The sequence below is a fragment of the Micromonospora sp. KC207 genome, assembly GCF_004348615.1.
GTDB lineage: Bacteria > Actinomycetota > Actinomycetes > Mycobacteriales > Micromonosporaceae > Micromonospora.
In genome coordinates this window covers 1-17,789 of record NZ_SMKJ01000129.1, presented here as the reverse complement: position 1 = coordinate 17,789, position 17,789 = coordinate 1, and the positions used below count along the sequence as shown (strand labels likewise).

The 17,789-nt window shown below is 70.5% G+C and carries 25 protein-coding genes and 2 pseudogenes; 15 read left to right on the top strand and 12 right to left on the bottom strand.

Annotated elements, in window-relative coordinates:
- The first annotated feature begins 223 nt into the window (after positions 1-223).
- Positions 224-382 carry a hypothetical protein gene (locus E1258_RS33400; protein ID WP_165949812.1) on the top strand — a complete coding sequence of 53 codons (159 nt, stop codon included), beginning with the start codon at positions 224-226 and terminating at the stop codon, positions 380-382.
- 126 nt (positions 383-508) lie between these two features.
- Here the strand turns inward: E1258_RS33400 and E1258_RS17660 are convergent, their stop codons facing one another.
- The 7 genes from E1258_RS17660 to E1258_RS17630 all read right to left on the bottom strand — a co-directional run bounded on the left by E1258_RS17660 (position 509) and on the right by E1258_RS17630 (position 5,311).
- Complete coding sequence (locus tag E1258_RS17660; RefSeq protein WP_132402331.1) at positions 509-1,513, bottom strand: ATP-dependent DNA ligase; 1,005 nt, start codon at positions 1,511-1,513, stop codon at positions 509-511.
- 433 nt (positions 1,514-1,946) lie between these two features.
- Complete coding sequence (locus E1258_RS17655; protein ID WP_132402329.1) at positions 1,947-2,372, bottom strand: polynucleotide kinase; 426 nt, start codon at positions 2,370-2,372, stop codon at positions 1,947-1,949.
- A complete protein-coding gene (locus tag E1258_RS17650; RefSeq protein WP_132402326.1) occupies positions 2,311-2,946 on the bottom strand; it encodes a hypothetical protein in 636 nt (211 codons plus the stop codon). Before E1258_RS17650 ends, E1258_RS17655 begins: the two co-directional genes overlap by 62 nt.
- Positions 2,947-3,189: 243 nt before the next feature.
- Positions 3,190-3,450: a hypothetical protein gene (locus E1258_RS17645; RefSeq protein WP_132402323.1), complete on the bottom strand. Its 261-nt coding sequence runs from the start codon at positions 3,448-3,450 to the stop codon at positions 3,190-3,192.
- 159 nt (positions 3,451-3,609) lie between these two features.
- The gene (locus E1258_RS17640) at positions 3,610-3,867 is read right to left on the bottom strand and encodes a hypothetical protein (RefSeq protein WP_132402320.1); all 258 of its coding nucleotides are present in this window, start codon (positions 3,865-3,867) and stop codon (positions 3,610-3,612) included.
- Between the two features lie 80 nt (positions 3,868-3,947).
- The gene (locus tag E1258_RS17635; protein ID WP_132402317.1) at positions 3,948-4,484 is read right to left on the bottom strand and encodes a hypothetical protein; all 537 of its coding nucleotides are present in this window, start codon (positions 4,482-4,484) and stop codon (positions 3,948-3,950) included.
- Positions 4,485-4,834: 350 nt separating this feature from the next.
- The gene (locus tag E1258_RS17630) at positions 4,835-5,311 is read right to left on the bottom strand and encodes an NUDIX hydrolase (protein WP_132402314.1); all 477 of its coding nucleotides are present in this window, start codon (positions 5,309-5,311) and stop codon (positions 4,835-4,837) included.
- On the opposite strand from E1258_RS17630, the gene E1258_RS17625 reads away from it, so the two are divergent.
- The 4 genes and pseudogenes from E1258_RS17625 (at position 5,285) to E1258_RS17610 (ending at position 6,519) form a co-directional block, all read left to right on the top strand.
- The gene (locus tag E1258_RS17625) at positions 5,285-5,617 is read left to right on the top strand and encodes a hypothetical protein (protein ID WP_132402311.1); all 333 of its coding nucleotides are present in this window, start codon (positions 5,285-5,287) and stop codon (positions 5,615-5,617) included. The genes E1258_RS17630 and E1258_RS17625 overlap by 27 nt on opposite strands.
- Entirely contained in the window at positions 5,614-6,096 is a 483-nt protein-coding gene (locus E1258_RS17620) for an IS3 family transposase (RefSeq protein ID WP_132402308.1), read from the top strand. The genes E1258_RS17625 and E1258_RS17620 overlap by 4 nt, the downstream gene beginning before the upstream one ends.
- Positions 6,093-6,155 (top strand): annotated as a pseudogene (locus tag E1258_RS35915) (hypothetical protein); the annotation flags it as partial. The gene E1258_RS17620 and the pseudogene E1258_RS35915, both read left to right, overlap by 4 nt.
- 124 nt (positions 6,156-6,279) lie before the next feature.
- Complete coding sequence (locus tag E1258_RS17610; protein ID WP_132402305.1) at positions 6,280-6,519, top strand: integrase core domain-containing protein; 240 nt, start codon at positions 6,280-6,282, stop codon at positions 6,517-6,519.
- Positions 6,520-6,549: 30 nt separating this feature from the next.
- On the opposite strand, the gene E1258_RS17605 is transcribed toward E1258_RS17610, so the two are convergent.
- Positions 6,550-6,999, bottom strand: coding sequence for a transposase (locus E1258_RS17605; RefSeq protein WP_243715520.1), 450 nt, complete (start codon positions 6,997-6,999; stop codon positions 6,550-6,552).
- 316 nt (positions 7,000-7,315) lie between these two features.
- Here E1258_RS17605 and E1258_RS17600 point away from each other — a divergent pair, with 316 nt between their 5' ends.
- Positions 7,316-8,125, top strand: a complete 810-nt coding sequence (locus E1258_RS17600; RefSeq protein ID WP_243715519.1) for a GAF domain-containing protein — start codon at positions 7,316-7,318, stop codon at positions 8,123-8,125.
- 272 nt (positions 8,126-8,397) lie between these two features.
- Here the strand turns inward: E1258_RS17600 and E1258_RS17595 are convergent, their stop codons facing one another.
- The 3 genes from E1258_RS17595 to E1258_RS34910 form a co-directional block, all read right to left on the bottom strand.
- The gene (locus E1258_RS17595) at positions 8,398-9,333 is read right to left on the bottom strand and encodes a sensor histidine kinase (protein ID WP_132402296.1); all 936 of its coding nucleotides are present in this window, start codon (positions 9,331-9,333) and stop codon (positions 8,398-8,400) included.
- Entirely contained in the window at positions 9,330-10,205 is an 876-nt protein-coding gene (locus E1258_RS17590; RefSeq protein ID WP_132402293.1) for an MEDS domain-containing protein, read from the bottom strand. Before E1258_RS17590 ends, E1258_RS17595 begins: the two co-directional genes overlap by 4 nt.
- A 1,200-nt stretch (positions 10,206-11,405) precedes the next feature.
- On the bottom strand, positions 11,406-11,654 hold the full coding sequence (locus tag E1258_RS34910) for a Prokaryotic metallothionein (RefSeq protein ID WP_132402290.1): 249 nt from the start codon (positions 11,652-11,654) through the stop codon (positions 11,406-11,408).
- Between the two features lie 666 nt (positions 11,655-12,320).
- Between E1258_RS34910 and E1258_RS17575 the strand changes: the two genes are divergently transcribed.
- From E1258_RS17575 to E1258_RS17545, 8 genes are all read left to right on the top strand, one after another.
- Positions 12,321-12,650 carry a hypothetical protein gene (locus E1258_RS17575; RefSeq protein ID WP_243715518.1) on the top strand — a complete coding sequence of 110 codons (330 nt, stop codon included), beginning with the start codon at positions 12,321-12,323 and terminating at the stop codon, positions 12,648-12,650.
- Positions 12,651-12,763: 113 nt separating this feature from the next.
- The gene (locus tag E1258_RS17570) at positions 12,764-13,921 is read left to right on the top strand and encodes a hypothetical protein (protein WP_132402287.1); all 1,158 of its coding nucleotides are present in this window, start codon (positions 12,764-12,766) and stop codon (positions 13,919-13,921) included.
- A gap of 1 nt (position 13,922) precedes the next feature.
- The gene (locus tag E1258_RS17565) at positions 13,923-14,150 is read left to right on the top strand and encodes a hypothetical protein (protein WP_132402284.1); all 228 of its coding nucleotides are present in this window, start codon (positions 13,923-13,925) and stop codon (positions 14,148-14,150) included.
- 46 nt (positions 14,151-14,196) lie between these two features.
- Positions 14,197-14,358 carry a hypothetical protein gene (locus tag E1258_RS33395; RefSeq protein WP_165949808.1) on the top strand — a complete coding sequence of 54 codons (162 nt, stop codon included), beginning with the start codon at positions 14,197-14,199 and terminating at the stop codon, positions 14,356-14,358.
- 75 nt (positions 14,359-14,433) lie between these two features.
- Positions 14,434-14,823: a hypothetical protein gene (locus E1258_RS17560; RefSeq protein ID WP_132402281.1), complete on the top strand. Its 390-nt coding sequence runs from the start codon at positions 14,434-14,436 to the stop codon at positions 14,821-14,823.
- Between the two features lie 49 nt (positions 14,824-14,872).
- The gene (locus E1258_RS17555; RefSeq protein ID WP_243715517.1) at positions 14,873-15,016 is read left to right on the top strand and encodes a hypothetical protein; all 144 of its coding nucleotides are present in this window, start codon (positions 14,873-14,875) and stop codon (positions 15,014-15,016) included.
- A gap of 25 nt (positions 15,017-15,041) precedes the next feature.
- Positions 15,042-15,518 carry an N-acetyltransferase gene (locus E1258_RS17550; RefSeq protein WP_132402278.1) on the top strand — a complete coding sequence of 159 codons (477 nt, stop codon included), beginning with the start codon at positions 15,042-15,044 and terminating at the stop codon, positions 15,516-15,518.
- A gap of 96 nt (positions 15,519-15,614) precedes the next feature.
- Positions 15,615-16,766 carry a polysaccharide pyruvyl transferase family protein gene (locus E1258_RS17545; RefSeq protein WP_132402275.1) on the top strand — a complete coding sequence of 384 codons (1,152 nt, stop codon included), beginning with the start codon at positions 15,615-15,617 and terminating at the stop codon, positions 16,764-16,766.
- 186 nt (positions 16,767-16,952) lie between these two features.
- On the opposite strand, the gene E1258_RS17540 is transcribed toward E1258_RS17545, so the two are convergent.
- The gene (locus E1258_RS17540) at positions 16,953-17,159 is read right to left on the bottom strand and encodes a hypothetical protein (protein ID WP_036372697.1); all 207 of its coding nucleotides are present in this window, start codon (positions 17,157-17,159) and stop codon (positions 16,953-16,955) included.
- Between the two features lie 113 nt (positions 17,160-17,272).
- On the opposite strand from E1258_RS17540, the pseudogene E1258_RS17535 reads away from it, so the two are divergent.
- Positions 17,273-17,619 (top strand): annotated as a pseudogene (locus tag E1258_RS17535) (DUF664 domain-containing protein).
- Positions 17,620-17,789: the final 170 nt, after the last annotated feature.

Here is a 17,789-nt window from a genome sequence, read left to right as displayed (position 1 = left end):
GGGGAGGGGGGCTGGCGGCCCGACCTCCGAGGCCTCCCACCCTTGCGCCTCGTGCGGTGATTAAGGGGTACACCGATAGGGGTGGGTTGCGGTGGGCCCAGCTTCGACAAACCGGAATGCCGCATTTGAGGGCCTAATTGCCGAACCGTATTCACCGGGTGTCGTCGACTGGCCACGTATGGCAACTCACTTGTCAGGTCGTTACGGCATCGGGAGGTTGTCAATGACCGCACCAAAAAAGCGGAGGAACCGTCGAGGTCGTCGTCCCCCGCAGCGGCGCCGGGCCGTCGCCTGGTTGAGGGAGACGCAGGCGCTCCTGCTGTCGATCGCCGCGGTCTTCACCGCGGTGACGACGTTCATCGTTGAGGTGGTCCAGCGCTAGCCGGGGACGGACCAGTCGTGGGTGGAGTTCTTGGAGGTGCCGCAGCCGGCTCACCCGCTTGACGCAGACTGATGGCGTGACCCGTAGCCGGATCCCGCACACGCCCCGATCACGGCAAAGGCTTGTTCACCGCTCGCCGAAGTAGCCCTCCTCCCCACCCAGCAGCAGCGGCACGTCATACACCGACAAGTCGGGTCTCGGTCGGGCGTACCGCACCTGGTGTCGCCACCGCTGATGCTCAAACGCCGTGTCAACCTCCACCTCCACCACCACCGTCGGGTCCACCTGCACGTACGGCAGCGGCTGCGGCCGGTCGAACTGCCCCGACCAGGAGGCCGGCAGCGGCTGCGGCCACGGATGCGCCACGGGAGCGCCGCGGCGCTCCGCCGGACGCAGCGGTGACAGCATCCCGCCGAGTTCCTGCCGCCGGTCGGTGGTGAGCGGGTGGGTGCGTCCGGTGTACCGGAGGCGTCCCCTCCGATCGAAGCGGCCCAGCAGCACTGCGCCCGGGTTGCGGATGCTGCCGGTGACCCCGCCGGCGATCGCTTCGGTGGTGATGTACGTGCGGTACTTCCACCAGCCCCGACGTCCCGGCTCGTACCGGGAGCCGAGCCGTTTGGTGACGACCCCTTCGATGCCGGTCGCGACGGTCCAGTGGATCAGCCAGTCGGCTACCTGCCTCATGTCCGCCGTCTGCGGGGTGAGGGTGAGTTGAGGTGGCGCGTCGGCGAGCAGCCGTTGGAGGCGGGCCCGTCGCTCCGACAGCGGCAGGTTGCGGATGACGTGCCCGCCGGCGTCGGCGAGCAGGTCGAACAGAACGTAGTGGGCGGGGCATTCGTGGGCTAGGCGGAGGAGGCCCCGGCCGGCGGTGACGCGTCGTTGGAGTTGCGCGAAGTTCAGTCGGCCTCGCTCCCACACGATGAGTTCGCCGTCGAGAATTGCACCGGGTGGGATGGTTTGTCGGATAGCACGGGTGATGTCAGGAAAGTAGGTGGTGAGGTTCCGGCCTGCCCGCGACTGAACGTACACGCCGTCGGGTTCCCGGAAGACGATCCCGCGCCATCCGTCCCACTTCGGTTCATGCACTAGATCCGGGCCCTCAGGCACATGGTCAACGGGTGCGGCGAGCATCGGCGCCACGGGGCGCCGTAGTGCCGGTTCTGTGGGCGCGCTGGTCTGATGGGCCGGGCTCACTGCCGGCCCTGCCCGCGAGTTTCCTCCATGTTTGCCCCCACGGTCATCGTGGGGGAGGGCCGGGTGGTGCGAGGTGAAGATCCGCGACAACGAATCCGTGGTGAGGTGGTCCAGCGCTAGCCGAGGCGTGTGGTCGAGGTCGAACCGCGGCTTCGACCACACGCCGCTCCGCCGCCAACCCGCTGGCGGCGGGCCGCCGGGCCGGGCAGGTTCGGTGACGTGTCGCCGCACTCGCAGCGACTCGCCCCGGCGCGAATGGACATGCCGTGCTCGTAGATTCGGCCCTCGTTCCGCAAGGCGTGTCCGACGAGACGGGTGCTCTTCCTCATGCTGATCTCTCTCTGCTGATCGGACGGGAAGGAAACGGTGATCAGAAGTCGCCCTCGGCCACCTGGAAGCAGGTCAGGCCCAGCTCGTCCCGCCACATCTCGACGACCTGCCGCCGGTCGTCCACGACGAATGCCACGGCGTAGCGGCTCTCGACGAGGGTGCGGTACAGCTCCGCCTTGACGACGGAGTCCTTCCGGTTGTCCTTCCGGGGCCGCATGTGCAGCTCGTCGAACTGCACGCGTTGGGCGTCGAGCCACATCTCCGTCTGCCGGCGGCACACCTCGTCCCGGCCGGACAGCAGGATGATGCGGTGCCGGCCGGCGGCGGCGATCGTCTGGACCAGCTCGATCACCGCCGGGTTCGGCTGGTCCTCTCCGACGCGGACCCAGTCGTAGGGGGAGCGGTCACCGCGCAGGGCGAGGGTGCCGTCGATGTCGACGATGATGGCGCGGGGCAGGTCGGTCACGGTGGTCCTTCCGGTTGGGGTCGTCGAGAAACGTGTCGATGCGGTGCAGGTGCTTGCGGGTCAACCCGAGGTGAGTCTGGGGCGCGAGCACGAGGGCCGGCACCAACCGGCCCAACGCCGCCGCGGCGCTATCACGCAGCTCGGGCCATCGGGCGTCGTCGTCGGTCCACAGCAGCGCGCGGCCTTCTTCGCCGACGACCCGCTCGGCGGCGGGTAGCTTCCACCACACCCCGTTGAGGGCGGTCGGCACGGCACCGGCCACGTCCTGCTGGTGGGCGGTGAACCCGGGGCAGTGCTGGACGGGGAAGTCGGGCAGGCCGAGCAGGTGGGCAAGGTTCGCGGCGTCGTGCTGCCAGGTGGTGTGCCAACGGATCTCGGCGCGGCCGGCGTCGTGGACGGCGCGGATCAATTCTAGGACGGGCCGCGCGGCGAGGATCGGCCAAGCGTGCCCGGCGGCGGTCGCGGTGCCGGTCGCCCACGCGTCGCGGGGCCACACGTTCGGGTCGGGCTTGCGGCTGATCGCGTTGATGACGCCGTCGATGTCGAGCAGCCACACCGGGGGGAGTGCGGTCACTGGGTGCTCCCACTGCTGGCTTCACGGGGCGCCATGACTGCGACGGCGGCCTGCGCCGCCTCGTCGACGTCCCGCACACCGGGCAGCAGGCCCCACCCTGCCCGCCACTCGTCACCGTTGCGGTACGCAATCACGTCCTGGTCGCCGTACGGCTCGCGTCGGCGGGACGGGCCCGGTATGCGCCGGGGTGACCCGAGAGTGGGGCGCAGTAGACGGCGGGATGCGGTCTGCCCTGGAGCCTGGTCACTGAGTCACCGCCGCGCGGATCTGGGCGAGCAGGTCGGTCGCCTCGCCGGTGAGGGCCCGGAGCGCGCCCTTGTAGCCCACCGCCCCGCGGGCCGCTGCCGCGGCCCGCCTGTGGCCGTACTCCCCGACGGGGCGGAGAACCTCGTCGACGTCGACCGGGCCGGGCAGCTCGCCGACCATCGCGGCGTCCGACTCGTCGGCGATGTTCCACCCGTAGCCGCCGGAGTCGTTCATGTTCTCCGCCGCCGACGCGTGCACACGCTTCGCGCTCCGTCGGCGTCATAACGTTCCACTCTCCCCGGTCGATCTCTTCCGTCTCGATGCGCTCGCTGGCCTCGCAGATCAGTGTCACGACCACCGGGTCGGTTCGGGCCGGACGTGGGAAGTTTTGGGCGTTGGCCGGCTGTCCGGCGCCCGTCACCGGGTCACCGCCGTACGGTGGGGGGTCAGCTCGGTGATCTGGAAGTCCGCGCGCCGGCCGCCGTACTCCAGCTGCACGGCCGTGACGCCCTGGTGGCGGAGCTTCCGCGCGTACGTCTGGGTGATGCTCTTGCGCCACTTCGGCCGGAGCCAGCCCTTGCCGGGGGTGAACTCCTCAGCGATGGTGACCGGCTCGGCGGTGGCCTTCCCGTCGGGCATGAAGTAGCGGCTGACCGCCGGAGGGAAGTCGATCACGCGGAGCTCCGTTCGTTGGGGGCCGCCCAGCGGTCGGCGGCGTCGTTGCGGACGATCAAGCGGTGCTGGCGGTACACCTCTCAGCCGAAGCCGGTCAGGGTGTACTCGCGGCGATAGCCGTCGTCGACCAGCTCGCCCCCCGCGAGGATTCCCTTGTCGCGGAGTGAACGGATGGTCTGCCGCTCGGCAGCGTCACCGTGGAAGTGGGCGGTGGACGCGCTCGTGCGTCCGTTGTTCGCGGCGGCCCGCTCGACCGCCTCGGCCTGCGGCTCCGAGAGGCGCACACCCTTCGGGGTGGGCTGCTTTGCGGTCTTGACGGGAATCGGCTTGGCGGCGGCCTCGGCTTCTGCGACTTGGTCGGCGGGTGCCTCCCACGGCTCGCGTCGGTACTGCCGGACCAGGTCGCCGTACTGGTGGCGCTGCTTGTCGGTCCAGCCGGCGATCCGGTCCCGGCGGGCCTTGTGCGTGGGCACGGCGGCGTAGTTGCCGCCGCCGGTCGACTGACACAAGCGGCCGAAGCCGACCTTGCACTTCGGGCAGGTGACTGCGTGCTCGGCGAGGTAGTAGGCACGCATCCGCTGGTACTGGGCGTCGGCGGTGATCGCGGTGACGGTCATGCGACCCCTCAAATCTTGATAGCGGTGACATCTGCCAAGCTGCGGGAATGCCGCCCCATCGTCAATAACTTCTACCAAGTTTTCGGACGGACGTTCGGATTCGACGTGTGCTGCCGCGCCTGCATGTTCGGGCGCTCCGGTTGCCGTCCGTGCGAGCGGGCGGCAACGTCGGGGCCGGGTTTGTGAGTGGTCACCCGGAATTCCCCATTGGTGGTCACTTGATCTACCCACTATGGACAGCTCAATTCCCCACTGGCGGCCACCTACCCTCACGCGGCGTCAGCGTCCGAGCTGCGGCTCCGATTGCCGAACCCGCCGGGGACCCGCCCGCAAGGGCACTGTCTCATGGCCTAGTTGACGATCCGTTTCGCAAGCTGTCCGAGCAGCACGTCGAGCATCTGTAGCCTGCCGGGAAGCGGTTGTACGCCATCCCACCAGCACACCGCGTCGATCTCCTCATTCGGGACGAAGCGGTTTCCGTGCGGCATCGCACACCCGGTGAAGATCGCTGAGTACTCCGTGCGCTGTTCCACACCGAGGGCGAACCGGGCGTAGCCGGCGAAGGTCAGTTGTTGCAGCTCATAGCCGGTCTCTTCGCGCAGCTCACGGACGGCCGCCTGTCGTGGCGTCTCCTCGAGGTCGATCCTGCCGCCCGGCAGCTCCCACTGTTGCCGGAATCGATCGAAGACCAGCAACAGCCGCTCATCGTGCCACCAGGCAACCAGAGAAGCCGAGAGCGGCGCGTCGTCGACGCAGGCGTCTTCGCCGGCCCGGTGGAACGCGAGCAACGCGTTCCCCTCGTGATCGACGGCAAGCGCGTCGCTCATCCGACTCGGTCCTCCCCGGCGAGCCTTTTGCACGCCGAACTCATGTTACCGACAGTGATCCACGGATGGGGAACCCGTTGGCCGTCCGTGGGGAATTCGAGTTGGCCGTCAACAACCCTGCGCGGCTGGGTTAACGCCGCCAAGCGCGCCGAGCGGAACACCACCGGCCGTGACAGCGGTAGTGACCTGAGCGCCAGCGAGCGCGATGAACTGCGCCGACTGCGCAGCAAGGTCGCTGAACTGGAGCTGGAGAAGGAGATCCTGCGCAAGGCAGCCGCCTACTGTGCGAAAGAGATGGGTCGATGATCCACCGCTACCGGTTCATCTCTGAACACCGCACCGGGTACGGTGTCGCGCGGCTGTGCCGCGTCCTGGCGGTGAAGCGTCGGCAGGGCTACTACGAGTGGATGGCGGCCCAACCAGCCCGGCAACAGCGTGCTGGTGCCGACGACGAGTTGGCCGGCGTCATCCGCGCCATCCATGCCGAGCACCGCGGCTCGTACGGCTCACCCCGAGTGACCGACGAGCTGCGCCGCCGAGGCTGGCGCATCAACCGTAAGCGGGTCGAGCGGATCATGCGCGAGCGCGGCATCGTCGGCATCACCCGTCGCCGCCGCCGCTCGTTGACCAAGCAGGATGCAGCCGCCGCGCCAGCGCCGGACCTGATCGGGCGCGACTTCACCGCCGCCGCACCGGGCCAGCGCCTCGTCGGCGACATCACCTACCCACCCAGGAGGGGTGGCTGTACCTGGCCACGACGATTGACCTGTTCAACCGGGAAGTGATCGGCCACGCCATGGCCGATCACATGCGCGCCGACCTCGTCAGCGACGCCGTCGAGCTGGCGCATCGCCGCCGTCTGATCCAGCCTGCCGGGATCTTCCACTCCGACCGCGGTTCGCAGGGCGAATTCAACTGGTCGTCGCAACACCTCGACCCAGTTCCGGGCCACGCTGAGGCGGCTGAGGATGCGGGCATCGATGGGCCGCGTCGGATCGTGCTACGACAATGCCGTCGCGGAATCGTTCCTCGCCACCATGAAGGCCGAGATCGGCACCCGGGTGTGGGCCATGCGCGCCGAGGCCCGCCAGGCCGTATTCGCCTACATCAACCACTACAATCACAAACGTCTACACTCGACACTCCAGCACCGCACCCCGCACGAAGCCCGCGCCTGCTACCGTCAACCCATCGCCCTCGCGGCATGAAACCCCGGTGTCCGGTCCCGGGGTGGAACTTCAGGCACCGTCGTGGTCGATCCAGCAGGTGCGGCGGGTCAGCCTGGGGTGCAGTTGGTCCCGGCTGTCGGCTCGTGCGGTGCCGTAGCGGCTGGTCGGGGTAAGGGTGGTGTGCTGCGGCGTGGGCCAGGTGGCCGGGTCGTCGCAGGCGAACTCGGCGCCGTGTTCGCGGGGACGGCCGATGGCGCCCGGCTGCCTGGCCGGCTTGGGCAACCGCAGGACACGGTCCGAGCGGATCCGGCCGACGAGGAGCACGGGCAGGTCGGACAGCACCCAGGCCAGCCGGGCGGTGTCGTAGCCGGTGTCACAGACGATGAGGATGTCGGGGTCGCCGCAGCGCCAGTGCCCGGCGTGGATCAGCCGGTCGATCAGCTGCCGGAGCTGGTCGGCGGTGACGGCGGTGGCGTCGTCGGCCGGGCCAGCCGCACCGCGTCGAGTACCTGCGTCCACGACGTGCGGCCTGGTTCCAAGGCGGCGACGAACGAGTACGGCCAGCCGGTGCCGTGGACCTCGGCATGCCAGGCCCGCAGCCGCCCGCCAACCGAGACGGCTGACCGGTGTCGCAGCGCACCGTGTGCCGGTCCGCACCGGCGCATAGGGTTCAGGGGTGCAGACCTCGCAGGCTCTCAATCGCCTACAGTCCGACCTCGCCGCGGCTGGCCTTCGCTGCAGGCGAACGCCACCTGCCACGACGGGTCCGTCAGCCACGCGAACAACGCCACCCCGCTGACCTCGGCACTCCCTTTTGGAAAGTGAGCACCACACCGTGTCGATCACCACTGACAGCAATGCTGCCCTCACCGATCCGGCTCGCCTGGCCGCGGTTCGTCGCTACGAGATCCTCGACGCCCCCGCCGACGGCCAGTTCGACACCATCGCGGCGGCCGCTGCGGCGGTGTGCGGCACCCCGATCGCCACGGTCAGCATCGTCGACGCCGATCGGGTCTGGTTCGCCGCCGCCAAAGGTCTGGACGGTGTCACCCAGGTCGGTACCGAACCCGGACTGTGCGCGTCGGCGTTCTGCGTCGACGGCCCGTACGTGGTCAATGACGCCGTCACCGACCCGCGCACCCTTGATCACCCTCTTGTCCGTGGCGAGCTGGGGCTGCGGTTCTACGCCGCTGCTCCGATCGTCACCACCGATGGGCACCACCTCGGTACGGTGACCGCGATCGACGCCGCTCCCCGGGAGTTGACCGAGTCGCAGACCGCCGTGCTCGCCCATCTCGCCGATCAGGTTGCGCAGCACCTGGAGCTGCGCCTGGCCACCCTCACTGCGGTACGCGCCGAACGCGAGTTGCGCGACGACGCCGAGCGGCGCGCCGCTGCCGCCGCGGAACTCGCCGCCCGGATGCATGCCGCCGCCGCCGTGCACGCCACCAGGCAGCATCCCGAGCAGTGCCAGCTCGGCGGGGCCGGCGGATGTACCGCACCGGCCGAGCTGAAGATCGCCGACTCGTGGGGTGACTCCGCGTGGGGCTGCACCGACCACGTCGAGGAAGCCATCATCAACGTGCGGTCGGTGTTCATCGCCAGTGAGGAACTCGGCGGGTTGGCCGCCTACCTCAACCGCTGAATCCCGCCCGGGAGGGATTTAGCCGGACGGCGATCACGGAACATCCCGACCGCAAGATCTGACGCGGGGCAGCCGATCCGGTGCCCGGCCGTGACGAAGGGCCCTGCCGCGGTGGTTGGCAAGGGCTCTTTCGCCATCTTCTACCGGGGGTGGTCCGCCGGCAGCCGCGAATACCGCCAGGGCGCGGACTGCCGAAATCAGTGAGGGTGAGCCGTATCCGTTGGTGTTCGGGCCCGCACTAGGGAGACCTCGGTCCGAACCCATCGGTCGGTTCAGCGATGCAGGTAGGCGCGGATGGTGGTGCCTGCCAAGGTGGTGTGGACCCTGACAAGATCGCACAGCTGGTTGACCAGCAGCAGGCCTCGGCCGCCGCCGAGTGCGTCGGGCGGCACCGGGATACGTCCGGCGAGGGGATCGCTGAGGCATCCGTTGTCCGTCAGCTGACAGACCAATTGGTCATCGTCGGTCCAGATTGCGAGTTTCCCCGTCCCGCCGCCGTGCCGCACGGTGTTGGTGGTCAGCTCGTTCACGGCCAGGACCAGGTCGGCTGTCCGCTGCGGTGGCAGACCGGCCCGCTCAGCGTGCTCGGTGACCATGCGCCGTATGGCCGGTAGGGCGAACACGTCGACGGTGAGGGTGGCCGCATGCGGTGGCGGGTCGGGCAGCGGCACGTTGAAGGTCGCGGCGACCACGACGGGTTCGTCGTAATGGACGCTGTCGAAGCCACCGTCGGCGTCGAGCATGACCGGGTGGGTTTTGTAGGCGTCCTCGATCCACGCCGGGTCCAGCAGCCGGGTGTTGTAGGGGCACAGGATCGTGGCCGGCCGGCCGGTGAACGCGGCGTTGATCAGCGCCTCGTGCTGGGCGCATGCCGGGTATTCGGTGGCGCTGCGGCCCGCCCAGATCGGCTCGCCGATCAACCGTACCCGCTGCCCCGGGTGGGCGTTGGCGAAGGCCAGCAGAATGGTGGGGATGATCCGGCCCGGATTGCGGCCGGCCACCATCATGTCGCGCAGCAGGACCCGCTCGGCGTCCGCGCCGAGAGCGTCCCGGATCAGGGCGAGGTTGTCGGCGGGCACGGCCACCGCGACCGGTTCGCCAGCGGCCAGGCCATCGCGGATGTATGGCACGGTGCCGGCCAGGTATTCGTCGTCGTCGCGGTACAGCAGCGCCGGATGGATGAACGCTTCCGCGGTCGTCGTGCTCATGCCTCGAGCTCCGTCCCAGTGGCGCGGCTGAGGTGTACCGCCGGCAGTGCGGTGATGCCCAGGCAGTCTAGGACTCTTGCCACCGGGCCGTGGTATCCGATTAGGTCCACGCCGGAAGGTGCGCGCAGCGCGAGTCGGGTGAGCAGCGCGGCGGTCGCGGCGTCGGCGAACCGCAGGCCTGCCAGGTCGACGTGGATGGGCGTGGCCGGGTCGGGATGCTGGTCCACCAGAGCCTCGACGGTCGCGGCCACCGCTTGGCCGCTGCTGTAGTCCGCCTCGCCGGTCAGCCGCAGCCCGTACGGGTCGCTGGTGCGGCGGATGCGCAGCAACGGCGCCCAACCAGGGGCCGCCGCTGTCGCACGGGTCGCGGGGTGCGCGCACGTGACCTGCTGCAGCAGGGCACCGTCGAAGGCGTGCCGGTCGTAGACGCAGACACCCAGGGCCTGCCCGTCCATGTACAGGTGGTTGACTTGCGCCTCGTAAGCGGCCAACTGCTCGATACCGGCCGGATCGCTCAGCGCCCAGGCCATGTCACCGACCAGGCGCAGCCCCGGATAGTCGTCGAGCGTTGCCCGCTCGACGTGATCCAGCAGCGATTCCATGAGACGGTCCGGCTCAAAGCGGCCCGCCGGCAGGTACGCCTCCCGCGCCGACAGCACCTCCAACTGCCCCGCCCGGCCTTCCCGGCCGGGAAGAATGCCGCAGGATTCCAGCCGGGCCAGCACCTGCGCCGGCGGCACCGACTCGGTGAACACCATCACCCGGTCACCGGCGGCGAAGCCGACCGCCACGGTCTGCGCGATTACCTCGAACCCGTCATCGACACCATCGACGAGGGCGCAGACGTGATCACCGAGTTGAAGCCCTTCCACCGCTCCGCGCCCTCCACCCTGATCAGCTCGTGTGTCGATCCCATTGTGCGCGCTACGACGGCAACATCGTCGCGCCGTATGCCCGGACTGCCGATCAGCACGTCACGATGGCACCACGCGGGCATTGCAACGCTCCGGCTCCGGTGTTCGCTGCGGTTGAAGCGCAGGCGTTGCGGCCCGCCCGGTCAGTGCCTCATCGGCTCCTTCGCTGCGGCTACCCGCAGCGGCCGGTAGCTGTTCTCGTCGAGTTCGGCCGATTCGTCGTCGATGTCCAACCAGCGGGTGCTGAAGAAGTTGACGTTGGCATCTTGGCCGGGCCAGATGTGCGCCAGCAGGTCGACGTCGCTCGGGCGGCCGGAGCGGCGCAGCGCGGTTACCGCGAGGCCGTAGTGACTCGGTGGTCCAAGGGACGATGGCGTTGGCCGCCACGGTCATGCACCACATCTGCTCCGACTGCCGCTGGGTGTCGCCCCCGACCCGGGGCTCGGCCCGTTCGTGGCGCTCCTGCTGGTCCTCTCCTCAATAGAGGTCCGGCACCACGCCACCTCCGTCCGACCGTCGCCGGGAGGTGGGACGCGAGGGCGATGATCGCGTCTCGTACGCCGATGTCGCCGGGAGCGAGAGACAGCAGGGGGTCGCCGCTGCGGTCGGTGCCGGCGATGCCTTCGTGTGGTTGCTTCTGCTGCGGGCTCCTCGTGGTGGTGGGGGCCGTTGACCCAGTTCAGGTAGTCCTCGTCGGACGCGTTCCGGTACGGCTCGAACGTGGTGCTGCCGGCCCGAGCCGGCCTGCGTGTGCTGGCCGGCACCATCTCGTGTGGCGCTGGCGGGGCTCCTAGTTTCCGCACCCGACCGATCAGGCCACGGCCGGGGTCGTCGAGTCCGGTGAGCGGTCGGTCGAGGACGTCGGCGATGGCTTCGGTGGGCCAGCCTCGGCGGAGCGCGGCGGTGACGCTGCGGGTTAGCTCTCGGGCGTCGGGAATCGTCAGGTTCCCACGTTGCCGGTCGGCGGAGAAATTGGCTGGTACTGGCGCTCGGACGCCGACGGGAACGCCGCCTGGGGCCCGGCCAGCCGGCCCGTGCCGCAGTGGACCCCCCCGGCGCGACCCCCGGTGGGGACCCTCGGCCGCCAGGGCCACCACCACTGACGGCCTTCGTCGACGGCGTCGGCAAAGGTGGTCGGCGCGACCGGGCGGGCTCCGCTCAGCCAGGGTGCGAGCCCATGGCGTCGCGCAACTCGGCACCGTTGGCTCCGGCGCAATGCGCAGAGCAGAAGAATTGCCCGTTCACATCCATACCGTGTCCTATGATCCGGCAATGGCAGTGCTGGCAGGTCCGGGCCAGCCGGTGGATCGCGCACTCGAAGGAGTCGAAGACGTGCACTTCGTCCTCCGGCGTATGGACCTCGAATGAGAGCCGGTAGTCGTTGCTACATACCTCGCAAATCCCCATACCTTGCAGCGTGCGCCTATCGGACGGGTGCGGCAAGCGGAATGGCCAAATCGCCGCTATCGGTTTACGTGGTCAGCAGCGCCCCTGACCTGGAACGGTAACTGCTGGCGGCGGGGTTTCGGCAGGGGCCTCTTCGCTGAAATAACGCACCGTTAGGTCCACCGGTTCGAGATCGCCCGCTATCTCCGATACGGGCGAACTCGAATGGTTGTACGCACCGGATCGCGTCACCCCAGCGGCCAGGTGCTGCTGACAATCGCGATGTCACGGTCTGCGTCAGCCGGTTCCCCTGTTCGACGGGACCCGCCGGGGCACCAGTGTCCGTCGCCGGCCTCGACGTCGAGGCGCAGGAGGTGGTTCTCGCTATGGTGGTCGGCCCCGGCGACGACGGCGAGCCGGTCGTCACGATCATGCAGATCGACGAATCCTGACCGGCTCGAACTCGCGCGGCCCCCGAGATGACCTCGGGGGCCGTGCTGCATTTGGGGTGAAACTTGGTAGATGTCAGCGACGGTGCAACTCGGCCTCACGTATCTTGATAGATGTAACCTCTATCGAATAACCGGACTGGAGTGCCGTGCCGCGCCTTCACCATCACCCTCCGCGGCGGCCTCACCCGTGCCCGCCGGATCGCCGCCGCCCACACCAGCGAGGATGCCGGCCGTCATGGCTGAGATCCGCACGATCCGCCGTGCCCGTAAGGCCCACGACTGCGGCACCGACATGGCCTGCCAGGGCCGCATCCAGCCCGGCGACCGCTACCTGCTCGCCGCCCAGCCGCCCACCGACGAGGACAACCAGACCGGCCGGTGGCTCCGGATGAAGGTCTGCGAGCCCTGCGCTACCCGCTGGGGCCAGACCCTCGACGAGCAGGCCACCCCGCGCCGCCGCCCGGCCCGCCGCACCACGCGCCCGGTCCGCGCCCACCGCGACGAGCCGCCGCTGAGTCGCCCCGTCGACGACGTCCACCTCCCCGCCCACGACATCACCGCCTGAGGAGACCGCCGCCATGGATACCGACCGCATCCCGCTGCGCACCGTGCCCACCCGGGAGGACCGCATGACCGGCGCCCGCATCACCGAAGCCGTCCAGGACCCCACCACCGCTGTTGCACGCCCTCGACCTCGCCGCCGACCTCAACCGCGCCCGCGCCGACCGCGACCGCTACGCCCACACTGCCGCCGACTTGCTCCGCCAGCGCAACACCACCGCCGAGGAGCGCGACCGCATTGAGGCCGAACGCGACGACCTCCGCGTCCAGCTCGGCCGCGCCGAGGCCGACAACCGGGCCATGATGCGCGACCGCGACGAGGTGATCCGCGAGCGCGATGAGGCCCGCGTCGCCCGAGACGAGCTGGAGGCCGAGCTGTACCGGGAACAGGCCGACCAGCAGGCCACCGGGCGGACCAAGTCGGCGCTCTCGGCGGAGGTGCTTCGCCTCCGCGCCCAGCTCGACCAGGCCCGCCGCGAGCACGCCGAGGTGCTCGACGAGATCACCCAGGCCGGCACCACCGGACCCGGGTCCGTCGCCGACCACATCCGGCAGCTCGCCGCCAACCCGGCCTGCAACCACACGGACGGCCCGCACACCACCGCCGCCGCGTGCCAGGCCGCCGACCAACGGACGATCCAGCGCCGCACCGACGAGACCATGGTCCTGAACGACACCATCCGCGACCTCACCGCGCCCCCCGGTGCCAGGGCCGCGCGCGGAGCATCGACACCGACGGGCTCCTCTCCAACGTCGCCCTCAGCCTCGCCAGCGCCACCAGCGCCACCAGCGACGCCGAGCGCGCCGAGGCGCGCCGAGGCCATCGGGATGCTCCTCGACGGCTGGTACGCCGCGTGGCCGCCCGGCGCGGTGACGGACCCGCACGAGCCGCTGGCCGGCGCGCTGGTGCGGCTGCTGGGCGCTCCCGCCATCCGGGGCGCCGACTGGGAACAGCGCGCGGTCACCGCCGCCCGCGACGCACTCATCTGCCGCTGGGGCTACGAGGCCAGCAACCCGATGGCGAACAGGTCGGCCACCGACACGGCCGCCACCGCGGTCCGGGCCGTCATCGACGCCGGCCTCGCCGGCCCCGGCGGACGCTGCCCCGCCTGCGGCAGCACCTACCCGCGCACCATCCCCGCCGGAAACGACCCCCGCTGCTGGACCTGCTTTGCCGAGCCGGACCCGGCCGAGATCGCCGAGCAGCAGCCGGCCGTCGACCGAATCCTCGACGACGTCCGCGCCGGCCGTCCCACCAGCACGCGGGAGGGCTGACGTGGCCGTCTACGTCGACAACGCCCGCAGACCGGTGCCTCGCATCATCGCGGCCGTTGACGAGATCGACCACAAGCTCGTCTGCGACACCTGCGGGGACATCACGCTTCCCGCCGTGAGCGACCTGAGTGCGCGAGGGCGACGTCATGCCCGGCGGCACCCAGACCACGACGTCTGGTTGCAGTGGCGCGCCACGAAGAACTTCTTCGTCAGGCAGGCCACCCCGTGACCGCCCGCCGCCTGCTGGTCGCCCTCGCCGCCGCACTGGTCGCGGGGTGGCCACCCTCCTCGGCCTCACCGCCGCCCGCGCCTGGGGCAACCCCGGCGCCGCGCTGATCCTCGCGCTCGCCGCGGTGTTCATCGCGCAAGGCGTCGTCACCCTGTTCCGTCGGAGGTCGCCGCCCCTGGCCGAGCATCGCGGCCGAGAGCCGGACTGAGCAGCAGGAACCCGACCCGGCCGTAACACAGCTGGTACGTGACACCACCGACATCACTCGCGAGGAGACACCCCGATGCCCGACACGTTGACATATGGTTCCCCCGGAAATCCCTACCGATTTTCCCCGGGAGCCGACCAGATGCCGCCGACGCCGTTCTACACCCGGGCAGACATCGCCGAGATTGGCGCGGAGGTGCAGGGGGTTGAGTCGATGAAGCCGGAGACGATCTCCCAGCACCTGCTCCAGTCGAACGAGTGGGTGGGGCAGGGGGAGAGGCGGAAGCCGGGGAAGTGGAAGGACGACCCGTTCCCCCGGCCGGACGGTTACCTGGGTAAGGCTCCGTGGTGGGAGAAGACGCGGCGGCCGGAGATCGTGGCGTGGTTCGAGCGGCATCCGCGGCGGCGGAAGGGTGATGGGATCGGTGGTCGGCCGTCGAAGCGGTCGGTGTCGTCGGAGGGTTGATGGCGGCTGGTGTCGCCGAGAAAACTTGGTAGATGTGTAGGCCTATGCGGTGGACGGGTTGCTGCTCGACCTGCTCACCACCTCGATCGACGCCGGCTTCGACGTCGACGCGGTGGTTTCCGCCCTGGTGTCCCGCCTCGTCGGCGGTGCCGCCCCGCGACCTGGTGCCGCGGAGCCGGCGTCGCGCGCCTGACGGCGGCCTGTCCCGAGGAGTCGCCGTGTCGCTCACCCTGGCCCCGATGACCGCCGAACAGCTCGCCCGCCTGCGGGGCGGGCTGGAACAGTCGTACGGCGAAGATCTGGCCGAGGCCCGGGGCCTGTCGCCGGAGGCGGCCCGGGCCGAGGCGGCGTCCCAGATCGCGCGGCTGCTGCCCGACGGCGTGGCCACCCCCGGCGCCCTGCTGCGGGTGGCCCTGGTCGACGGCGTGGAGGTCGGTTGGATCTGGACCGCACTGCCCGACGCCGACCGGCCGGGCACGGCCTGGATCCACAACATCGAGGTACATTCCGCCCACCGGGGGCGCGGGCACGCGCGGCGGATGATCCAGCTCGCCGAGGCCGAACTCGCCGGGCTCGGCGTCGGCCAGCTCGGGCTCAACGTGTTCGGGCGCAACACCGTGGCGAAGCGGCTGTACGACGGCCTCGGCTTCCGGGTCACCGCCCAGCAGATGAGCAAGCCGCTGCCGCCGAGTTGACCGCCCCGCGCCTCCCACCGCCCAAGGTGGTACGTGTGCCCCCGCGGCCAGCGGGAAACCCATCCGGAACGCATCCTGCGGGGAGGAGCGAGGCGCATGAGGGACCGCACCGGACCGACCATCGGCGTGCTGGGCTCGTACGGCGGCCGCAACCTCGGCGACGAGGCGATCCTGACCGGCCTCCTGGCCGACCTGCGCTCGCACGAGCCGTACGCGCGGATCATCGTCTTCTCCCGCAACCCGGCGCACACCGCCCAGGCCCACCCGGACGTCGAGGCCGTGCCGTGGGAGGGGGTGAGCCGCGTCGACTCGGCCGAGGTGCTGGCCGAGCTGGACCTGCTGATCCTCGGCGGCGGCGGCATCCTCTACGACCGGGAGGCCCGCCGCTACCTGCGCGTGGTCCGGGTCGCCCAGGAGCGGGGGCTGCCCCTGCTCACGTACGCGGTCGGGGTGGGTCCGCTCAACGACGGGGTGGACACCGGCATGGTGCGGGAAACCCTGGCCGGCGCCGTCGAGGTCACGGTGCGGGACCAGGAGTCCCGGATGGTGCTGGAGGAGTCCGGGCTGATCAATCCGATCACGGTGACCGCCGACCCCGCGTTCCTGCTGGAGCCGCAGGAGTTCCCCGAGCACCTTCTGCGCGAGGAGGGCGTACCGGCCGGCAGGCGGCTGGTCGGGCTCAGCGTACGGGAGCCGGGCCGGGCCGCCGAACGGCTCGATGTCGACGGCTACCACCGACTGATCGCCCAGATCGCCGACTTCCTGATCCACCGGATCGACGCGTACGTGCTGTTCGTACCCATGGAACGCGACGACATCCGGCACTCGCACGGCGTCATGTCGCACATGACCGCCCCCGACCGGGGTCGCATCCTGCACGGCGACTATTCACCCCGGCAGGTGCTGGGGCTGATGAGACACTTCGACCTCGCCGTCGGCATGCGGCTGCACTTCCTGATCTTCGCGGCGATGGTCGGCACCCCGTTCCTGCCCCTGCCGTACGCCGGAAAGGTCTTCGACCTCGCCCAGCGTCTCGGCGTGCCCGCGCTGCGCGGCGTCGAACGCGAGGTCGAGGGGCCGTTGCTGGCCGAGGTCGACCGGCTGTGGGACGAGCGGGACGCGCGCGCCGCGGAGACCGCGCGCCGGGTGGCCGAGGTCTGCGACCAGGCCCGGGGCACCTCCCAGGTCGCCGGCGGGGTGCTGGCGAGCCTGCGCTCGCGAACCCTGACCCGCGCCACCGTGGCCTGACCCGTCTCGCCGTGGCCTGACCCGTCTCGCCGTGGCCTGACCCGTCTCGCCGTGGCCTGACCCGTCCCGCCTGTTGCCGTTGGGGCCGATGATCGACACCAGGTCGGCGGCATCAGGGTGTCCGCGTGCCGAGGACTCCGCCATGTCGGCGGTATCGCGCGGTCGTCACCGACGGCCCGCGCCCGGTCAGACGGCCGGCCCCCGCCACCGGTAGAGCCACCCCTGATCCCCTCCGGTGGTCGACTCCAGCTCGTAGATCTCGGCCTCGGCCAGCCCGTGCGCGCCGAGGTGATGGTGGGTCAGCGGCGGCCGGCCGTTGCTGTCCAGCTCGACCGTGACCGTCTGCCCGTCGGCGTTGCCGCCCGCCAGCGGGATCTCTGCCGTTGATGCCATGGGCCCATCCTGCCCCGGCGGCCGACACACCGCAGGCGATAGCCGGCCCGGCGGGCGGGCCCGCGCGACCGGCTCGGGCAGCGCGACCGGCTCGGGAGGGCTAGGGTCCGGGGATGGCGGAGATCAAGGTCGACCCCACCCTCGGGCCGGTGCTGGCCCGCACCGGCGACGAGCGTGCCGTGCTCGAATCATTCCTCGACTTCCACCGCGCCACCGTGCTGCGCAAGCTGGCCGGCCTCTCCGACGCCGTCGAGTCACTCGTGGCCGGCTACTAGCGGGCCTGCGCCCGGTCCCGGGAGATCGCGGCGCGCTTCGACCTCGACCACGTGGTGCCGCAGCCGCAGCTCGGCGAGGTCTCCCTGCGCTGGATACTGGTGCACATGATCGAGGAGACCGCCCGACACGCCGCCACGCCGACATCCTGCGCGAGCTGACCGACGGCTCCACCGGCGTGGTCTGACCCACCCCGGCCGCACCGGAACGCGCCGACCGGGCCGGTCGGCCCAGTGCGCCGGCCCCCGACCGTATCCGGTCTATTCTCGGGGGTCGTCGGCGAAGGGGGGAGCGGTGCTGGTCGTCCACGGGTCGTGGCTGCCCGGCGCGGGGCTCGCCGTCTGGGCGGAGGACAGC